The following is a 16360-nucleotide window of genomic DNA, read 5'->3' as shown; positions in this document are numbered from 1 at the left end:
TTGATGCGCTTGCGTTTAAACGAAGTATATTGAAAATATCGAAAGCAGGTCAGACGAGTATACCTGCTTTAACGGTCTGAAAGCAGGAGTCCCTCATGCGAGAACCCATTCCCGTTCCGGCGCTCGACAGCAACTATTTTTGGCTGATCCCTGGCGATAACCGGAAAGCCTGGGTGGTTGACCCCGGAGACGCCACGCCCGTGCTGGAAGCCCTGCAGAAGTTGAAACTGTCCCTTGAAGGCATATTGATCACCCATCACCACTGGGACCATACCGACGGCCTGGAGGCGCTGTTGGCGAGGTTCGATGTGCCGGTCTACGGGCCGGAATCCGTGCCGGAAGTCACTCACGTGCTCACCGAAGGAGATCGAGTGGCGTTATTTGAAACGACAGAATTTGGCGTGAAAGAGCCAACGCTGGAGGTTCTTGCGGTGCCGGGCCACACGCTGGATCACCTGGCGTACTATCAGCCCGGCGTGGGCGGTCAACCTCCCCGGCTTTTCTGCGGCGATGCCCTGTTCGCCGCGGGCTGCGGCCGACTGTTTGAAGGCACAGCCTCACAGGCTCTGGACTCCCTGAACAAGCTGAATAAACTGCCAGCGGAAACCCTGATCTATTGTGCTCATGAGTACACCTTGGACAACCTGCGCTTTGCGCGAACGGTAGACCCGGATAATCCGGCTGTCCTGGCCAGACTGGAAGCGGTCAGCCAGTGTCGGGCCCGGGGAGAACCCACCCTTCCCTCCTCTCTGGATCTCGAGCGTGACACCAATCCCTACCTGAGAACCGGCCTGCCGGGCATCCGAAAAACCTTTGGGGCAGATGACGTGGAAGAGGACGCCAGCGTCTTTGCCGAACTACGCCGCCGTAAGGATCGTTTTCGCTGACGAGTTCACGTTCCCGTTCTCGGGGCGAGACCATTTCTTGACGCTTGCCGACGACGTCCATAGAATCGCCAAAATCCACGCTTGGCAAAAACGCCTGGCACCAGAGTCACCAAGCAGTTCGGAACCCAATGAATCGATTCAAGCGCCCTCTCGCCCTGGCCATCAGCCTGATCAGTCTCGGTGGCTGCCAAGCCCTGAACTCACACGATCGCACCGAAACGGAGCACTCTGACGGCAAGGCAGCCCAACAAGGAACGGTTATCGATGAATCTCTTTGCACCTTCGACGAGGAGTCTTACACGGAGTTCTCAATCTCTGATCGGGGCAACCTGTGGCCTCGACTGCGCGAAGGCTATGGCCTGCCGGACATTGATCACCCGCGGATCGACGCCTACCTGGACTGGTATACGCGCCATCCCCATTACATGGAACGCGTTCTGGAGCGCGGCCAGCGTTACCTGCATTACATTGCCAACCAACTCGATGCCGAAGGGATGCCCCTGGAGCTGGCTTTATTGCCGATTGTCGAAAGTGCGTTTGATCCCTTTGCTTACTCTCACGGGCGGGCTTCCGGGATCTGGCAGTTTGTCCCGGGTACAGGACGCCAGTACGGGCTCAAACAGAACTGGTGGTATGACGGACGTCGCGATGTAGTGGCGTCTACTGACGCGGCGGTGCGCTACCTCAACTACCTGCACGGACTGTTCGACGATGACTGGCTGCTCGCACTCGCGGCCTACAACACTGGGCAGGGCAACCTGGCGCGTCGCATTCGCAACAATGAACGCCAAGGCAAGCCAACGGATTTCTGGTCCCTGAGCCTTCCGCGGGAAACCCGGGCTTATGTACCCCAACTTCTGGCATTGTCCAAGGTAATCGCGGCACCGGAAGAGTACGGACTCTCATTGCGGCCAGTGCCCGACGAGCCCTACTTTCAGGTGGTCGATGTCGGTTCCCAGATCGATCTGTCGCAAGCGGCCGAAATGGCTCAAATGGATCTTGATGAGCTGTATATGCTCAATGCCGGCTACAACCGTTGGGCCACGGATCCGGAGGGGCCCCATCAGTTGCTTATCCCAGTGCAACATGAGGACGCTTTTCTCGAGCAGTTGGCCGAGCTGCCGACGGATCAGCGCGTCGCCTGGGACCGCTATCGCGTGGAGCGCGGGGACTCGTTGATTACCATTGCCCGGCGTTACCGCACCAGCGTTGACAACATCAAAAGCGCGAATCGGCTCAAGGGAAATATGATTCGTGCCGGGCAAACCTTGATGATTCCAACGGCCCGCGAGTCGGCCGAACACTACGCCTTCAGTGCCGACCAGCGACGAGCCAGGACCCAGAACCGTTCAAACGGCAATGACGGAACCCGGCTAGACTACCAGGTGCGCTCAGGAGACAGTTTCTGGACGATAGCCAAACGCCACGGTACGACCGTCGGCGCGCTGACCAATTGGAACGGCATGGCCCCAGGGGATACTCTGCGACCGGGACAAACCCTCGTTATCTGGACTGACCGGGAGCAAAGCGGAACTCGACGCACGGATTCCGAGCAGCGCTCAGTGGTTCGCAAAGTGAGTTATCGCGTGCGGAAAGGCGATTCTCTGGCACGCATTGCCAACCGTTTTGGCTTGTCTGTACAAGATATTCTGAGCTGGAATACGGTGTCTTCTTCGAGCTACATTCACCCGGGCCAATCGTTAACGCTTTACGTGGATGTAACAGAAAACGGAGGCTACTGACTATTGATGTAGTCCCTGGCCAGAGCACAAAAATGCCCGCTGTTTCCAGCGGGCATTTTTTTATGCGGGGCTACTTACCGAAGCCTTGGCACTAACGGCTGATCTTCGCATTGGCTCTCAGTTGGTCCCTGAACGCCAGATACTCCTGCTGGCCATGCATCTGCGCCAGATTGCTGCGCAGAGCACGCTGCTCACTCTCGGAGAGTTGGGTCCAGTCTCCCGGTTGAACCTCAGTCAGGGTCATCAGCGCGTATCCCCCATCAATTGGCGTACCACTGTTCTGAACGCCAGCTTCTGGGTGAGGCAAGGCAAATACATGGCTCAATAGCTCACGGCTTACATCGGCGTCGGAGCGCTCAACTGCTTCGGCTTGTTGAAGATCCAGGCCCGCTTCAGCGGCAACGCTTTCCAAAGAAGCACCGGACTGCAGTTCGGACAACAGGGCTTCGCCACGCTCGGCCAGCAACGCCCGGGTTTTTTGTGCTTCCAAACGGGTCGCGATTTGGTCACGCACCGTGTCCAGCTCCTGAATGTAGGACTCCTGGTGTTCGGTTTTCTTCACGACCACCACACGATCGGCGGCCAACTCAATCAAATGGCTGCTGTTATTGTCGACAAGCACCTCATCCGAAAAAGCGGCTTCAACCACCGGGCGTTCAGCGGCAACACCCGTGCCGCCATTGCGGGAAAACAGGCCAGTATTACCCATCGGCAAACTCAATTCCTCCGCTACCGGTTCCAGGCTGTCAGTGTTGTAAGACAATTCGCTGAGCCGCTCCATGAGGCCGGCAAATTCTGTCTCCGCCTGAACGCGCTTGAGCTGCCGGGCGATACGATCTCGTGACTCTTCAAAGCTCTGCACTTCGGTGCCGCTTTCTTCGGTAACTTTGATAAAGTGCACCCCGGCATCGGTTTCGACGGGGCCGGAGACCTCGCCTTCTGCCAGTTGATTGGCCGCGTCTATAAACGCTTCCGGCAAACCCTCGGAAATATACCCCAGGTCTCCACCCTGACCGCTGGAGCCAACATCATCAGAATAGTTTTGTGCCAACTCAGCAAAATCTTCTCCGCTTTCCAGCGCTTCCTGCACTTGCGCCACTCGATCATCATCGGCATCTTCAAGAAGGATATGGGATACCCGGCGCGGTGTTTGCTCCGCTGCCTGAGCCTCAAGATTCTGTTCGTACTGATCTCGCAACGTTTGCTCATCCAGTTCTATCTGCTCCATCAGCACCGCTACACTCAAGTCAATATAGTCCACCGCGACTTGCTCTGGCTGACGAAACTGCTGCTGGTTGTCCTGATAGTACGTTTCGATCTCGGTTTCGCTCACCTCTACCTCACCCGCCAGGCTCTGCTCTTCGAGAATGGCATACTGAAAACTGCGAGTTTGATAGTTCAGTGCAGCAAAACGCTGTAATTCATCATCGGTTACAAAGCCACTGGCACCGATACCCGATGAGAGCTGGCTGAGCAACATTTCCTGTCGAAGCATATTTTTGTATTCAGTGGGCGTGTAACCCATGGAGCGCAAAACCTGCTGATAGCGATTGGCATCGAAACGGCCGCTCTCACCGGCAAACTGGGGGAAGCTGACGATCAGGCTGTCCAGCTCCGCATTGCTGACGGCCATGCCATGTTCCCGGGCATACTGAATCAGCAACTGGCGCTGCACCAGATTATTGATCGCAGGCTCACGAAGGCGCTCGTCACTCACCATTTCGGAAGGCACTGAATCGCCATACTGGTTGAGAATCTGCTGCCGCTGACGATATACCTCCCTCATGACTTGGTTCTCAGTAATGGACTCGCCGCCCACACTGACAACTTCACCGGAATTGGAAGAACCGGAAAACAGGGCTTCCGAGCCGGACACAGCGAAAATAATCACCAGAAAACCAATCAGAATCCCGGCCACTACGCCCTTGGAATTGTCGCGAATCGTCTGCAGCATTGTCTGCTCCTAATCATCGTTCCTCCGGGGCGATCAATTCCGGAAGACATTTCTTATCATCCCGTCCAGGCACTGAGCCAAAACGGTTGAAGTTGAATAAAGAAAAGGCGCACCTTCAAAAGATGCGCCCCTTCATCACGCCCACTGGTTCACTCGTTCACTGCCATTAACAATCTGACGGTGATCACCCGTTAACAGTCGGCGCACACTGAAATTGCGCGCCAGGCGCGCAAACGCTTAGTTAACGGCGTCTTTCAGTGCTTTACCCGCTTTGAAGCCGGGCACCTTGGCAGCGGCAATCTGGATTTCAGCGCCAGTCTGCGGGTTACGGCCAGTACGAGCAGCGCGCTCTTTCACTGCAAAGGTACCAAAGCCTACCAAAACCACTTGTTCGCCCTTTTGCAGAGCACCAGTGATGTTATCCACCATGGCGTCCAAGGCGCGACCAGCGGCAGCTTTAGGAATATCCGCAGATGCGGCAATGGCTTCAATCAGCTCGGATTTGTTCACACTTAACCCCTTTTGCTTATTTGCTTCAAGAATTGATAGCGCAGGTCTACTGTTCATACCCGCTCAGGCAGGATGTCGGCCTGAACAGCAACTTAGGCGTGGACAGCAACTTCGCCCCCCGTGCCGCCTGCTTGGCGAATGAACTGCGATTTATACCAAGGCAGGCCATGCGGGTCAAGAACACAATGAATGCTTTGTGCGTTTAGCACCGTTCCTGCTGATTATTTAACCAAGGAGACGGTTCCAGCCTGGCAATCCGTCGCCAAACGTTACTGCCGGAACCCGGACACCCTGCCCTTATGTTACCTCTGGAAACTGCACCTTTGACCTCAGTGGGTGTTAATCCGGCCCGTTTCCGACTGCTGCTCTGCTTTTTTTTCAAGCGCCTGATATTCTTCATCAGAAAGCGGCTTGGGCAAGGATTGCAATGCAATTTGTAAAACATCGTCAATCCATTGGACAGGGCGAATCTCGAGATCTTCTTTGATATTGTCCGGAATTTCTTTGAGATCACGTTCATTCTCGGCCGGAATAATCACGGTTTTGATACCACCCCGATGCGCGGCCAGGAGCTTTTCTTTCAAACCACCAATACGCAGTACCTCACCGCGCAAGGTAATCTCACCGGTCATGGCAACATCGGCTTTCACGGGAATTGAGGTCAATACCGACACCAACGCTGTACACATGGCAATACCGGCGCTCGGACCGTCTTTGGGGGTAGCCCCTTCGGGCACGTGAATGTGAACGTCGGTCTTTTCGTGGTAGTCCGGCGCGATTCCCAACACCTGAGCGCGAGAGCGGACCACTGTGAGCGCCGCCTGGATAGACTCCTGCATAACGTCGCCGAGGGAGCCGGTCTTGATGATCCGCCCTTTCCCTTTAACCGCCGAAGACTCGATAGTCAGCAGCTCGCCCCCGACTTGGGTCCAGGCCAGACCGGTCACCTGACCAATCTGGTTTTTGTCCTCGGCGCGGCCGAAGTCAAACTTGCGCACACCCAGATAATCTTCCAGCACATCCGGGCCAACAACATCCTCTCGCAATGTTTTATCTTTCACGTGCCGAGTAACGACTTTGCGGCAAATTTTGGCGATTTCACGTTCCAGACCACGCACACCTGCCTCGCGGGTATAGTAGCGAATCACGTCTCGTATAGTGCTGTCTTCGAGCTTGACCTCACCCTCTTTCAAACCATTCGCTTTCATTTGCTTCGGAATGAGGTAGCGTAAAGCGATGTTCAGTTTCTCATCCTCTGTATAACCGGGAATACGGATTACTTCCATACGGTCCAGTAAAGGTCCCGGAATATTCATGGAGTTGGACGTACAAACAAACATCACATCCGACAGATCGTAATCCACTTCCAGATAATGATCATTAAAGTGATTGTTCTGCTCGGGATCGAGAACTTCCAGCAACGCCGATGCTGGATCGCCGCGATTGTCCATTCCCATCTTGTCAATTTCGTCCAGCAAAAACAGCGGGTTTTTGACCCCCACTTTCGCCATTTTTTGAACCAGTTTGCCCGGCAAAGACCCTATATAGGTGCGTCGGTGACCGCGAATTTCCGCCTCATCCCGAACGCCACCCAGCGCCATGCGAATAAATTTGCGGTTTGTGGCTCGGGCGATAGATTCGCCTAAAGAGGTTTTACCCACGCCAGGCGGGCCTACCAGGCAAAGGATAGGACCTTTTACTTTATTGACGCGTTTCTGAACCGCCAGGTATTCGAGAATACGCTCTTTCACTTCCTCAAGGCCAAAGTGATCTTTTTCGAGCACACTTTCGGCGCGCGCCAGATCGTGACGTACTTTACTGCGCTTTTTCCACGGAACCTTCAGCATCCAGTCGATATAGGCACGTAATACTGACGCCTCGGCCGACATCGGAGACATCATGCGCAGCTTGTTTAGCTCAGCCAGCGTTTTTTCACTGGCTTCTTTGGGCATGCCGGCCTGCTCGACCCGCTTTTCAAGTTCGTCGATTTCATTCCCTTCATCGCCCATATCCCCCAGCTCTTTTTGAATAGCTTTCATTTGCTCATTCAAATAATACTCGCGCTGGCTTTTTTCCATTTGTTGTTTAACACGGCCACGGATTTTCTTCTCTACCTGAAAGAGGTCGATTTCCGCTTCCATCAGGCCCAACAGATGTTCAATGCGTTCGCGCACAGACACCATCTCGAAGATGGCTTGCTTTTGACTCAACTCCAGAGTCATATGCGCTGCGACGGTATCCGCAAGACGACCGGGGTCGTCGATACCACTGAGGGACGTCATTACCTCGGAAGGCACTTTTTTACTGAGGTTAACGTACTGTTCGAATTGATTAATGGTCGAATTGATCAGCGCTTCTGCCTGCGGGCCTTCCAGGCTTTCATCCTCTTTCAGGGTCACCCGTGCGCGAAAGTGTTTTTCGATCACTTCCACATTGTCAATCTGGGCGCGATCACCCCCTTCTACCAGGACTTTCACTGTGCCGTCCGGCAATTTGAGGAGTTGCAAGATCGTGGCAATGGTTCCTACGCCATACAGCGCATCAGCTCCAGGCTCGTCTTCGCCCGGATTTTTTTGCGCGACCAACAGCACTTGTTTGTCACTGGCCATGGCGCTTTCCAGCGCCTCGATCGACTTCTCTCGGCCCACAAACAGCGGAATCACCATATGGGGGTACACCACAACATCCCGCAGAGGAAGAAGTGGAATATCACTGACTTGGGTGGGAGTAGCCTTGTCTTGCTGGTCCATTGAGTCGACCCTCATCGTCAAACGCGTAAAGTGATGCCCATTCACCGGGCTCAAGACAAAGGTGGGGGCTATCCAGGGTTATTGCAAGCTAACATAACGTTAAAAACCGCAAAGAGCGCCGTAATGGGCGCTCTTTGCGGTTACAACAGATGGGTACACCACCGCGTGTCAATCGCCCTTGGCCACCTTGGCCGGTCGTTCGCTCTGCTCGTACACCAACAGGGGTTCAGATTCGCCCTTGATGACCGTTTCGTCCACGATCACCTTGACCACACCCTCTTCCGAGGGAATCCGGTACATCGTGTCGAGCAGCACCGCTTCCATAATAGAGCGTAGACCCCGAGCCCCGGTTTTGCGATCCATGGCTTTTTGTGCCACAGCCTCAAGGGCATCGCGCCGGAAATCGATATCCACGCCTTCCATTTCAAACAAGCGCTGATACTGCTTGGTCAAGGAGTTTTTCGGCTCAGTCAGAATTTCAACCAGGGCTTCCCTGTCCAGCTCATCCAGTGTCGCTATGACCGGCAGACGCCCAACAAATTCGGGGATCAAACCATACTGGACCAGATCTTCCGGCTCAAGCTGATGCAGAACTTCGCCGAACTTCCGACTGTCATTCTTGCTCTTAACTTCCGCACCGAAACCGATCCCGCCTTTTTCGGAGCGATCACGAATCACTTTGTCCAGCCCGGCAAACGCACCACCGCAAATGAACAGAATGTTCTTGGTGTCCACCTGCAGGAATTCCTGCTGCGGATGTTTGCGCCCGCCTTGCGGCGGCACTGACGCGACGGTTCCTTCAATCAGTTTAAGCAGCGCCTGCTGAACACCTTCCCCTGACACGTCCCGCGTAATGGAGGGGTTGTCAGACTTACGGGATATTTTGTCGATTTCATCGATATAGACGATACCCTGTTGGGCCTTGTCGACATCGTAATCGCATTTCTGCAGCAGCTTCTGAATGATATTCTCGACGTCTTCACCCACGTAACCCGCTTCAGTCAGCGTCGTCGCGTCGGCAATGGTGAACGGAACATCCAGCAGGCGTGCCAGCGTTTCCGCAAGAAGGGTCTTACCGCTACCCGTCGGCCCTACCAGCAAAATGTTACTTTTCCCAAGTTCTACAGGATCTTTGCCTTTATCGCCCACGCGCAACCGCTTGTAGTGGTTGTACACGGCGACAGCCAGTACTTTTTTGGCCCTTTTCTGGCCAATGACGTATTCATCCAGAATAGCGGAAATTTCACTGGGCGTCGGCAGGTGGTCTGAAGGCCCTTCGGAAGCCGCCTCCTGGATTTCCTCGCGAATAATGTCATTGCATAAATCGACACATTCGTCGCAGATAAATACCGAGGGACCGGCAATCAGCTTGCGTACTTCGTGCTGGCTTTTACCACAAAACGAGCAATACAGCAGTTTGCCGTTCTTATCGCCGCTGTCGTTGGTGTGATCGGTCATTAAACCACTCCGTTTAAACGCATACTTAGGACAGAGGTGCAGCCTTTGTCCCCAATTTTCAAGGTCGACCCGTCCAACTGACCTTTCCTGGCAGCGGACGGTCCGCCGCCATTACTCTGTTGCATCTCTGCGACCTACAACTTTGTCAACGAGACCATATTCAACGGACTTCTGGGCACTCATAAAGTTGTCACGTTCGGTGTCCGCGGCAATCTTTTCCACGGGTTGACCGGTGTGATAAGCCATCAGCTCATTCAGGCGCTCACGGATGCTCAGAATCTCTTTTGCCTGGATATGAATATCGGAGGCCTGCCCTTGCGCGCCACCGCTGGGCTGATGGATCATCACGCGAGAGTTCGGCAGGCAAAAACGTTTGCTTTTGGCACCCGCTGTGAGCAAAAAGGCGCCCATGCTGCAGGCTTGCCCGATACACATGGTGCTGACATCGGGCTTAATGAACTGCATGGTGTCGTAAATCGCCATACCCGCCGTCACCGAGCCGCCCGGTGAGTTAATGTAAAGGTGAATATCCTTGTCCGGGTTTTCGGCTTCCAGAAACAACAACTGGGCCACGACCAGATTGGCCATGTAGTCCTCAACCTGGCCGACCAGAAAAATCACCCGCTCTTTGAGCAGGCGAGAATAAATGTCGTAGGATCGTTCGCCGCGAGCGGTCTGCTCTACGACCATTGGAATCAGGCCAGATGCCATAACGTCGGGTACCTGTTTGGAAAAATCGTTCGACATAAAGTCTTCGTGCCCTTATTTGTGAACCGGTTCATCGCGACCGTCGCCCGGCCCGGGGCGATGCGGTGGAGACTGTCGTTCAAGCTTAACCTGAGAAACGAGCGGATGCCAGTGCTAGGCGATTTTGGAGGGAAGATTGGCCACAAACTGTTCAGTTTGTGGCCATTTCGTTCAATTACGACTGCTTCTGGCTGCCGACAACGTCGTCGTAACTGGCAGATTCGTCAGTCACTTTGGCCTTGTCCAGGACGAAATCCACGACCTGGTCTTCCAGGGCTGCCGATTCAACGCTTGCCAGCAACTGGCGGTTTTCATAGTAGTAGTTGACAACCGCTTCGGGCTCTTCGTAGGTCGAGGCCATCTCCTCAACCAGCTCACGAACGCGATCACTGTCGACCTTGATATCGTGCTGCTTGACGATTTCTCCTACCACCAGCCCCAGGGCCACACGGCGCTGCGCCTCTTCTTCGAACATGTTGTCCGGCAGCAGAGACTTGACATCAAAGTTCTGCTGCTGGCCTCCAAAACGTTGCAACATTTGCTGACGCAGGGTCTCGATCTCGCTGTCTACGAGCGCTTTTGGCAGATCTGGTTTATGGCTCTCGAGCAGAGCGTCCATTACCTGGGTCTTGACCTTGTTTCTAACCGCGTTTTTCAACTCACGCGTCATGTTTGCCTTCACTTCCTTGCGGAACTGAGGCTTGCCACCTTTTTCCACGCCAAATTTGGCATAGAATTCTTTATCCAGCTCGGGCAACTCTTTCTCGGATACGGCGTTTACCGTCACTTTGAATTCGACCTTGGCTCCACGCAGATCTTCAGCCTGATAGTCTTCAGGGAACGTCAGCTCCAGTGTTTTCTCTTCTCCGGCTTTCAGACCCTCAATACCCGCTTCAAAGCCCGGAATCATGGAGCCAGAGCCCAGCACCAGGTTTTGCCCCTTGGCACTGCCGCCTTCGAACTCAACACCATCGCGAGTACCCACAAAGTCAATATTGACCTGATCCCCATCTTGAGCGGCACGATCTACTTCTTTCCAACCAGCCTGATGCTCACGCAGGACGTCAATCATCTTATCGACGTCTTCCGCGCTTACATCCGCTTTGTAGCGGGTAATTTCAAACCCGGAGAAGTCACCCAGCTCGACAGAGGGGTATACTTCAAAAGTCGCCACGTACTCCAGATCCTTCCCTTCTTCGAACTGCTTGGGTTCAATAGAGGGCTGACCCGCCGGTTTGACCTGTTCCTTACTGACGGCTTCGTAGAAACTGCGATTGATCAACTCGCCCAGCACTTCCTGGCGAACGCCAGCGCCGTAACGCTGTCTGACCACCTTCATGGGTACTTTACCCTTGCGGAAACCGTTGATACGAATATTTTGAGCAGCCTGCTGTAAGCGCTTTTGCACTTCGCTGTCTACTTCGGCGGCGGGGACTCCCACCGTCAGGCGACGTTCCAAACCGGACGTTGTCTCTATGGAAACCTGCATTCTCTTCCTCTATACGCTATTCGCATCGGGGGACCAATGCCGTTTAAGGTAACTCGTGAATGACGATATTGTATGGTGCGGTCGGAGAGACTCGAACTCTCACACCTCGCGGCACCAGAACCTAAATCTGGCGTGTCTACCAATTCCACCACGACCGCTTAAAACCTCGGGCGGCTTGTCAGCCCCCTGGTAAATTCCACGCCTATTATCTCCCAACCTGCTGATTTCTATAGGCTTTTTGCCAAAAGTCAGCCTGTGCGGCAACGTGAAGGCAGGAGATTGTGCCACAAGCCCCAGATGGGTTCAATAAGCGGCTTAGAGCCGCTCCACCCGGTACCCGCCGTGCCGCAGTCCGTCCACTAACCCGTCCGGCCCGATCAGATGCCCAATGCCCACCACAAAAAAGACCGGTTGGCGAGTTTTCAGGTAGCCCTTGACCGCTTCCATCATCGAATCATTTCGGGTTTTGAAGATTTTCCGATAAAGCTCCTGGGTAAAGGGATCATCCGCCGCAAATGCTCCCAGTATGACGGCCTCTAAGTCCTCGCGGCGCCCCTCGCGCCAGGCTCGCGCCATGCGGCGCAGTTGAGGGCCGGTGGCTTCCAGATCGTTGAGCGTATGCGCCAGAAACGCACGCTGTTCAACCTCGTCCATGCCGGCAAAAAGCCGTAATTGCTGATCAACGGTTTCCAGCGGTTCAATACGCTTTTCCCCTTTTGCCATATCCAGGAAATACCGATCAACGCCCTGCCCGGCGAGGTAGTCGCTGCGAATTACCTGCATATTGACCAGTTGCAACGCCGCAAGCCAGGGACGTACATGCACAAAAAACTCTTTCTCCAGGCCCAGGCGTTGGCTGGCCTGAGTCAACTGTTCCCATAACTCCGGTCCGATACGCTCCGCTATCTGCACGTGCGAGGGGTAGCGGCCGGTTCGGGCCAGCGTCGCGCGCAGTGTTTCAGTGTCGGTTTGGGTGAGATCCAGCTCCACGGCCAGCACTTCGGACGCTCGATAAGCCTCCAGCACTTTGTCTGGCAGCGGGAAGAAACTGTCGTCGCCAAAATGCAGGGAGCCGAAGAGGTAGACAACGTGTTCACTGTCCGGCGCGTGCACTCGCCAGAGCAGCGGCTCGGGTGGCGATGCTGACGTGGGGGAAGAGGGAGAAGGTTCCTTAACGGGAGGCGCCGGAGAATCAGATTCCAGGTCGGGAGATCCGGCCCAGGTCGAGAGCGACAAAAGCAGCAGAAGCGCGCTCCAGAGCCACCGCTCCAAGCCAGGGGTTGGATACACTGATCGAACACAGATGCGCCACGTGCCGAGCCGTACGCCCTTTCTGTTAAGCGACCGCACCATTTGAGTCTGACTATCCGCCAACGCTGCCACCTTACTTCGCCACTGTTCCGACAAGCGGCGAAGTCTAGCAGAATCGGAGCGGGAATCGACGTTTTTCCTTCAGCGCAGGCGCTCCACTACGGTGGCAATACCCTGCCCCAAACCGATGCACATGGTCGCCACGCCCAGCGTCGCCTCTTTTTCCGCCATTACCGTCAACAGCGATCCGGTAATACGTGTACCGGAACAGCCAAAGGGATGTCCCAGGGCAATAGCGCCGCCATTGAGATTGACCCGGTCATCCATGTCGTCCAGCCAGTCCAGATCCTTAAGCACCGGCAATGCCTGTGCGGCAAACGCTTCATTAAGCTCGACGCATTCGATATCCGAGGCGGACAACCCGGCTTTTTGCAGTGCTTGTCGAGTTGCGGGGACCGGGCCATAGCCCATTATGGAGGGGTCTACCCCGGCCAAACCGAGCGACGTGATTTTTGCCAGCGGTGTTAGCCCCAGCGATGCAGCGCGTTCGGCGGACATGACCAGCATGGCGGACGCCCCGTCAGAGAGCTGGGAAGAGGTGCCCGCCGTCACCTTGCCGTTCTTGGGGTCGAAAACGGGGCGCAACTGAGACAGCCCCTCCACCGTCGTTTCGGGCCGGATCGTTTCATCCGCCGTCACCATCACAGGGTACCCCTCCTCGGTATGGCCGCTCACCGGGATGATTTCCTGTGAAAACGCGCCACGTTCCCTTGCAGCGGCCGCCCGCTGGTGCGAGCGAGCGCCGAAGGCATCCATTTGCTCGCGACTGATATGATGGAGGCGGGCCAGGTACTCGGCCGTCACGCCCATATTGCCAGCCGCTTTCGCCACCGATAAACCCAGCCGCGGATTGGGATTGATGGCATCGTACATGGGTAAATGGCCGAGATGTTCCACGCCACCCACGAGATAAATATCACCGAGCCCTGCCCGAATATTCGCCGTAGCGGTATGCATTGCGGCCATGGAAGAACCGCACAAACGATTGACCGTCTGCGCGGGCACCGTATGAGGAAGCCCCGCCCTCAACCAGCTATTGCGGGCGACATTGAAAGCCTGTTCTTCTCTTTGAAGCACGCAGCCCCAGATAAAGTCATCCACGGTGGCAGGATCGAACTCCGGGTGGCGTGACAGCAGTCCGAGAATCACGGCCGCCGAGATATCGTCGGCTCGCGTGTGGCGAAAACACCCGTTTTTGGAGCGGCCCATCGCACTGCGGGCATAATCCACGATAACGGCATCGCGTGCATTCAAGCTCATTGCACACCTCCCTTGTTCTCTGCAGAGTCCACGGAATAGAAAGGCTGATTGTCTCGCACCCGCTGCTTGAGGCTGTCCGGCAGTTGATACAAGGCTCCGAGTGAACCGAGGGTTTTCGCCATGGCCTCCAACCTCGACAGGCCAATGGCATCCACCCAGCGCAATGGCCCACCACGGAATGGCGGAAAACCGGTACCGTACACCATTGCCATGTCCGCCTCTGTCGCCGACGCCACCACCTCTTCGTCCAGGCAGCGCGCCAGTTCAGTGATCATCGGGATCATCATTCGGGCCACGATGGTCTCATCGGTGATCGACTCGTTATCCCCTGACTGTTGGATGATGTCACCCACCGCTTTGCTGGACTGCTTTTTCGGTCGACCTTTACGGTCATCCACGTAATCGTAAAAGCCGCCACTGGATTTTTGCCCAAGACGACCCGCTTTATACAAGGCTTCCGTAGCGGAGACGTAATCGCGAGTCAGCCGGTCCGGATAAGCCTCTGCCATCACGGCCTCAGCATGAATGGCCGTGTCCAGCCCGACCACATCCAACAGATAGGCCGGCCCCATTGGCCAGCCCCAGCGCTCCATCACCCGATCAACGCGCTGATAATCCACGCCATCCCGAACCAACATTGCGAACGCCGAGAAGTAGGGAAACAGGACGCGATTGACTAAAAAGCCGGCGCAATCGCGTACCACAACGGGTTTCTTGCCCATACGGCTCGCGTAGGCGACCGTGCGTGCGATGGTGCTATCCGAACTTTTCTCTCCCCGAATAACCTCCACCAAAGGCATGGCGTGAACGGGATTAAAAAAGTGCATACCGCAGAATTTTTCGGGCCGTTGCAGCGCGGCTGAAAGCTCGGTAATGGAAATCGTGGAGGTATTGGAAGCCAAGACGGTGTCGTCACCCGTGCACTGCTCAGCCTCGGCCAGGACGGTTTTTTTAACCCGGGCATTTTCCACAACGGCTTCGACTACAATGTCGACATCGTCGAAACCCTCGTAGCTGAGTGTCGGTTCGATACGGATCAGCGCTTGTCCCATTTCGCTGACACTGAGTCGTCCTTTTTCAACGAGTTTGGTGAGCAAGCGGTTGGCTTCCCGCAGCCCCTGATCGAGCCCTTTACGTTCTATGTCTTTCATCCGGACAGGGACGCCCTTGAGAGCCGACTGGTAGGCGATTCCGCCCCCCATGATTCCCGCCCCGAGCACAGCGGCGCGGGACACCTCCCCTTCATCGTGACGCTGCCACTGCCTGGCCTGACGACCGAGCCATTGTTCTCCGAGGAAAATGCCCACCAACGCCTGCGCTTCGGTGCCTGTTGCCAATTGGGCGAACGCCTCCGCTTCGATGGCAAGGGCCTCTGCACGCCCTTTTGAAGCGGCGGCCTCCATCACCCGAATGGCCGCAATCGGCGCGGGATAATGAGGCCCCGCTTCGGCGGAAACCACGTTCTTTGCTGTCTCGAACGCCATGCCTGCTTCGACGGCGTTTAATTGCAAAGGCGATGTCTTGAGCGCTCGCCGGGATTGATAGTCCAGCCGGCCCGCCGCACATTCCGCCAGGGTATGCAGCGCCGCATCGCGCAGGCGATCCGTCTCTACCACGGCATCGACAACGCCTGCCTTGAAGGCGGCATCGGCGCGCCATTGGCGGCCGCTCGCGATCCATTCAGCGGCGGTATCAACACCCACCAGCCGCGGCAGTCTAACCGTGCCACCCCAACCGGGGACAATTCCCAGTTGAGTCTCGGGTAAGCCGATCTTGCCCCCACTTCCCATAATCCGGTAGTCGCAGGCCAGGCAAAGCTCCATCCCGCCGCCCAGCGCGTAGCCGTCAATAGCCACTACCACGGGCGCCGCCAGATCTTCCAGTCGGCAAAAGTTGCGGTTATTCGCCGCCAAGTAGTCTTTGACGGCCTGCTCGCCCGAGGCAAAAAAACTCTGAAATTCGGTGATGTCAGCGCCGACCATCAACGCGGGCTTGGCACTGCTGACTAGTAACCCGGAGAGTGGTTCTTGCTCGAGGATATCCAGCGCCTGCTCCAGTTCCCCGACGGTTTGCCGGCCAAACTTATTAACCGATTCCCCGTTCAGGTCAAACACCAGCTCCACCAGGCCGTCTTCAAGCCTGAGTAGTTTCAACGTGTTTCCTTCGTACATCGCGGCTCTCCTTTTGTTTTC

General features: G+C 55.6%; 11 protein-coding genes and 1 tRNA gene. 2 read left to right on the top strand and 10 right to left on the bottom strand.

Translation table 11 applies throughout. The features are described from left to right. Positions 1-95 precede the first annotated feature (95 nt). Both gloB and ACQCLF_RS11660 read left to right on the top strand, forming a co-directional pair. Positions 96-887 carry a hydroxyacylglutathione hydrolase gene (gloB, locus tag ACQCLF_RS11665; RefSeq protein WP_426987442.1) on the top strand — a complete coding sequence of 264 codons (792 nt, stop codon included), beginning with the start codon at positions 96-98 and terminating at the stop codon, positions 885-887. Between the two features lie 128 nt (positions 888-1015). Next, complete coding sequence (locus ACQCLF_RS11660; RefSeq protein ID WP_426987440.1) at positions 1016-2629, top strand: LysM peptidoglycan-binding domain-containing protein; 1614 nt, start codon at positions 1016-1018, stop codon at positions 2627-2629. Positions 2630-2720: 91 nt separating this feature from the next. Here the strand turns inward: ACQCLF_RS11660 and ACQCLF_RS11655 are convergent, their stop codons facing one another. From ACQCLF_RS11655 to fadB, 10 genes are all read right to left on the bottom strand, one after another. Further along, positions 2721-4583: a SurA N-terminal domain-containing protein gene (locus ACQCLF_RS11655; protein ID WP_426987438.1), complete on the bottom strand. Its 1863-nt coding sequence runs from the start codon at positions 4581-4583 to the stop codon at positions 2721-2723. A 237-nt stretch (positions 4584-4820) separates the two neighbouring features. Beyond that, the gene (locus ACQCLF_RS11650) at positions 4821-5093 is read right to left on the bottom strand and encodes an HU family DNA-binding protein (protein ID WP_426987436.1); all 273 of its coding nucleotides are present in this window, start codon (positions 5091-5093) and stop codon (positions 4821-4823) included. A 329-nt stretch (positions 5094-5422) separates the two neighbouring features. Then, on the bottom strand, positions 5423-7843 hold the full coding sequence (gene lon, locus ACQCLF_RS11645; RefSeq protein WP_426987434.1) for an endopeptidase La: 2421 nt from the start codon (positions 7841-7843) through the stop codon (positions 5423-5425). 168 nt (positions 7844-8011) lie between these two features. Continuing rightward, positions 8012-9301 carry an ATP-dependent Clp protease ATP-binding subunit ClpX gene (gene clpX / locus ACQCLF_RS11640; RefSeq protein WP_426987432.1) on the bottom strand — a complete coding sequence of 430 codons (1290 nt, stop codon included), beginning with the start codon at positions 9299-9301 and terminating at the stop codon, positions 8012-8014. Between the two features lie 111 nt (positions 9302-9412). After that, a complete protein-coding gene (gene clpP / locus ACQCLF_RS11635; RefSeq protein WP_426987430.1) occupies positions 9413-10048 on the bottom strand; it encodes an ATP-dependent Clp endopeptidase proteolytic subunit ClpP in 636 nt (211 codons plus the stop codon). A 175-nt stretch (positions 10049-10223) separates the two neighbouring features. Then, a complete protein-coding gene (gene tig / locus ACQCLF_RS11630) occupies positions 10224-11537 on the bottom strand; it encodes a trigger factor (RefSeq protein WP_426987428.1) in 1314 nt (437 codons plus the stop codon). A 73-nt stretch (positions 11538-11610) separates the two neighbouring features. Then, a tRNA-Leu gene (locus ACQCLF_RS11625) sits at positions 11611-11695 on the bottom strand. A 157-nt stretch (positions 11696-11852) separates the two neighbouring features. Next, entirely contained in the window at positions 11853-12827 is a 975-nt protein-coding gene (locus ACQCLF_RS11620; RefSeq protein ID WP_426987426.1) for a TraB/GumN family protein, read from the bottom strand. A gap of 162 nt (positions 12828-12989) precedes the next feature. Further along, positions 12990-14168 carry an acetyl-CoA C-acyltransferase FadA gene (gene fadA / locus ACQCLF_RS11615; RefSeq protein ID WP_426987424.1) on the bottom strand — a complete coding sequence of 393 codons (1179 nt, stop codon included), beginning with the start codon at positions 14166-14168 and terminating at the stop codon, positions 12990-12992. After that, a complete protein-coding gene (gene fadB / locus ACQCLF_RS11610; RefSeq protein ID WP_426987422.1) occupies positions 14165-16339 on the bottom strand; it encodes a fatty acid oxidation complex subunit alpha FadB in 2175 nt (724 codons plus the stop codon). Before fadB ends, fadA begins: the two co-directional genes overlap by 4 nt. Positions 16340-16360 lie beyond the last annotated feature (21 nt).

This window comes from Marinimicrobium sp. ARAG 43.8 (genome assembly GCF_050113635.1).
Lineage (GTDB): Bacteria > Pseudomonadota > Gammaproteobacteria > Pseudomonadales > Cellvibrionaceae > Marinimicrobium.
The sequence above is the reverse complement of the archived record's forward strand: the minus strand, read 5'-3'. Positions and strand labels throughout refer to the sequence as shown.

Coding starts and splice junctions, on each gene's coding strand:
- fadA (WP_426987424.1), bottom strand. CDS start 14,168: ATGAGCTTGAATGCACGCGATGCCGTTATCGTGGATTATGCCCGCAGT.
- clpX (WP_426987432.1), bottom strand. CDS start 9,301: ATGACCGATCACACCAACGACAGCGGCGATAAGAACGGCAAACTGCTG.
- ACQCLF_RS11660 (WP_426987440.1), top strand. CDS start 1,016: ATGAATCGATTCAAGCGCCCTCTCGCCCTGGCCATCAGCCTGATCAGT.
- tig (WP_426987428.1), bottom strand. CDS start 11,537: ATGCAGGTTTCCATAGAGACAACGTCCGGTTTGGAACGTCGCCTGACG.
- ACQCLF_RS11655 (WP_426987438.1), bottom strand. CDS start 4,583: ATGCTGCAGACGATTCGCGACAATTCCAAGGGCGTAGTGGCCGGGATT.
- gloB (WP_426987442.1), top strand. CDS start 96: ATGCGAGAACCCATTCCCGTTCCGGCGCTCGACAGCAACTATTTTTGG.
- lon (WP_426987434.1), bottom strand. CDS start 7,843: ATGGACCAGCAAGACAAGGCTACTCCCACCCAAGTCAGTGATATTCCA.
- clpP (WP_426987430.1), bottom strand. CDS start 10,048: ATGTCGAACGATTTTTCCAAACAGGTACCCGACGTTATGGCATCTGGC.
- fadB (WP_426987422.1), bottom strand. CDS start 16,339: ATGTACGAAGGAAACACGTTGAAACTACTCAGGCTTGAAGACGGCCTG.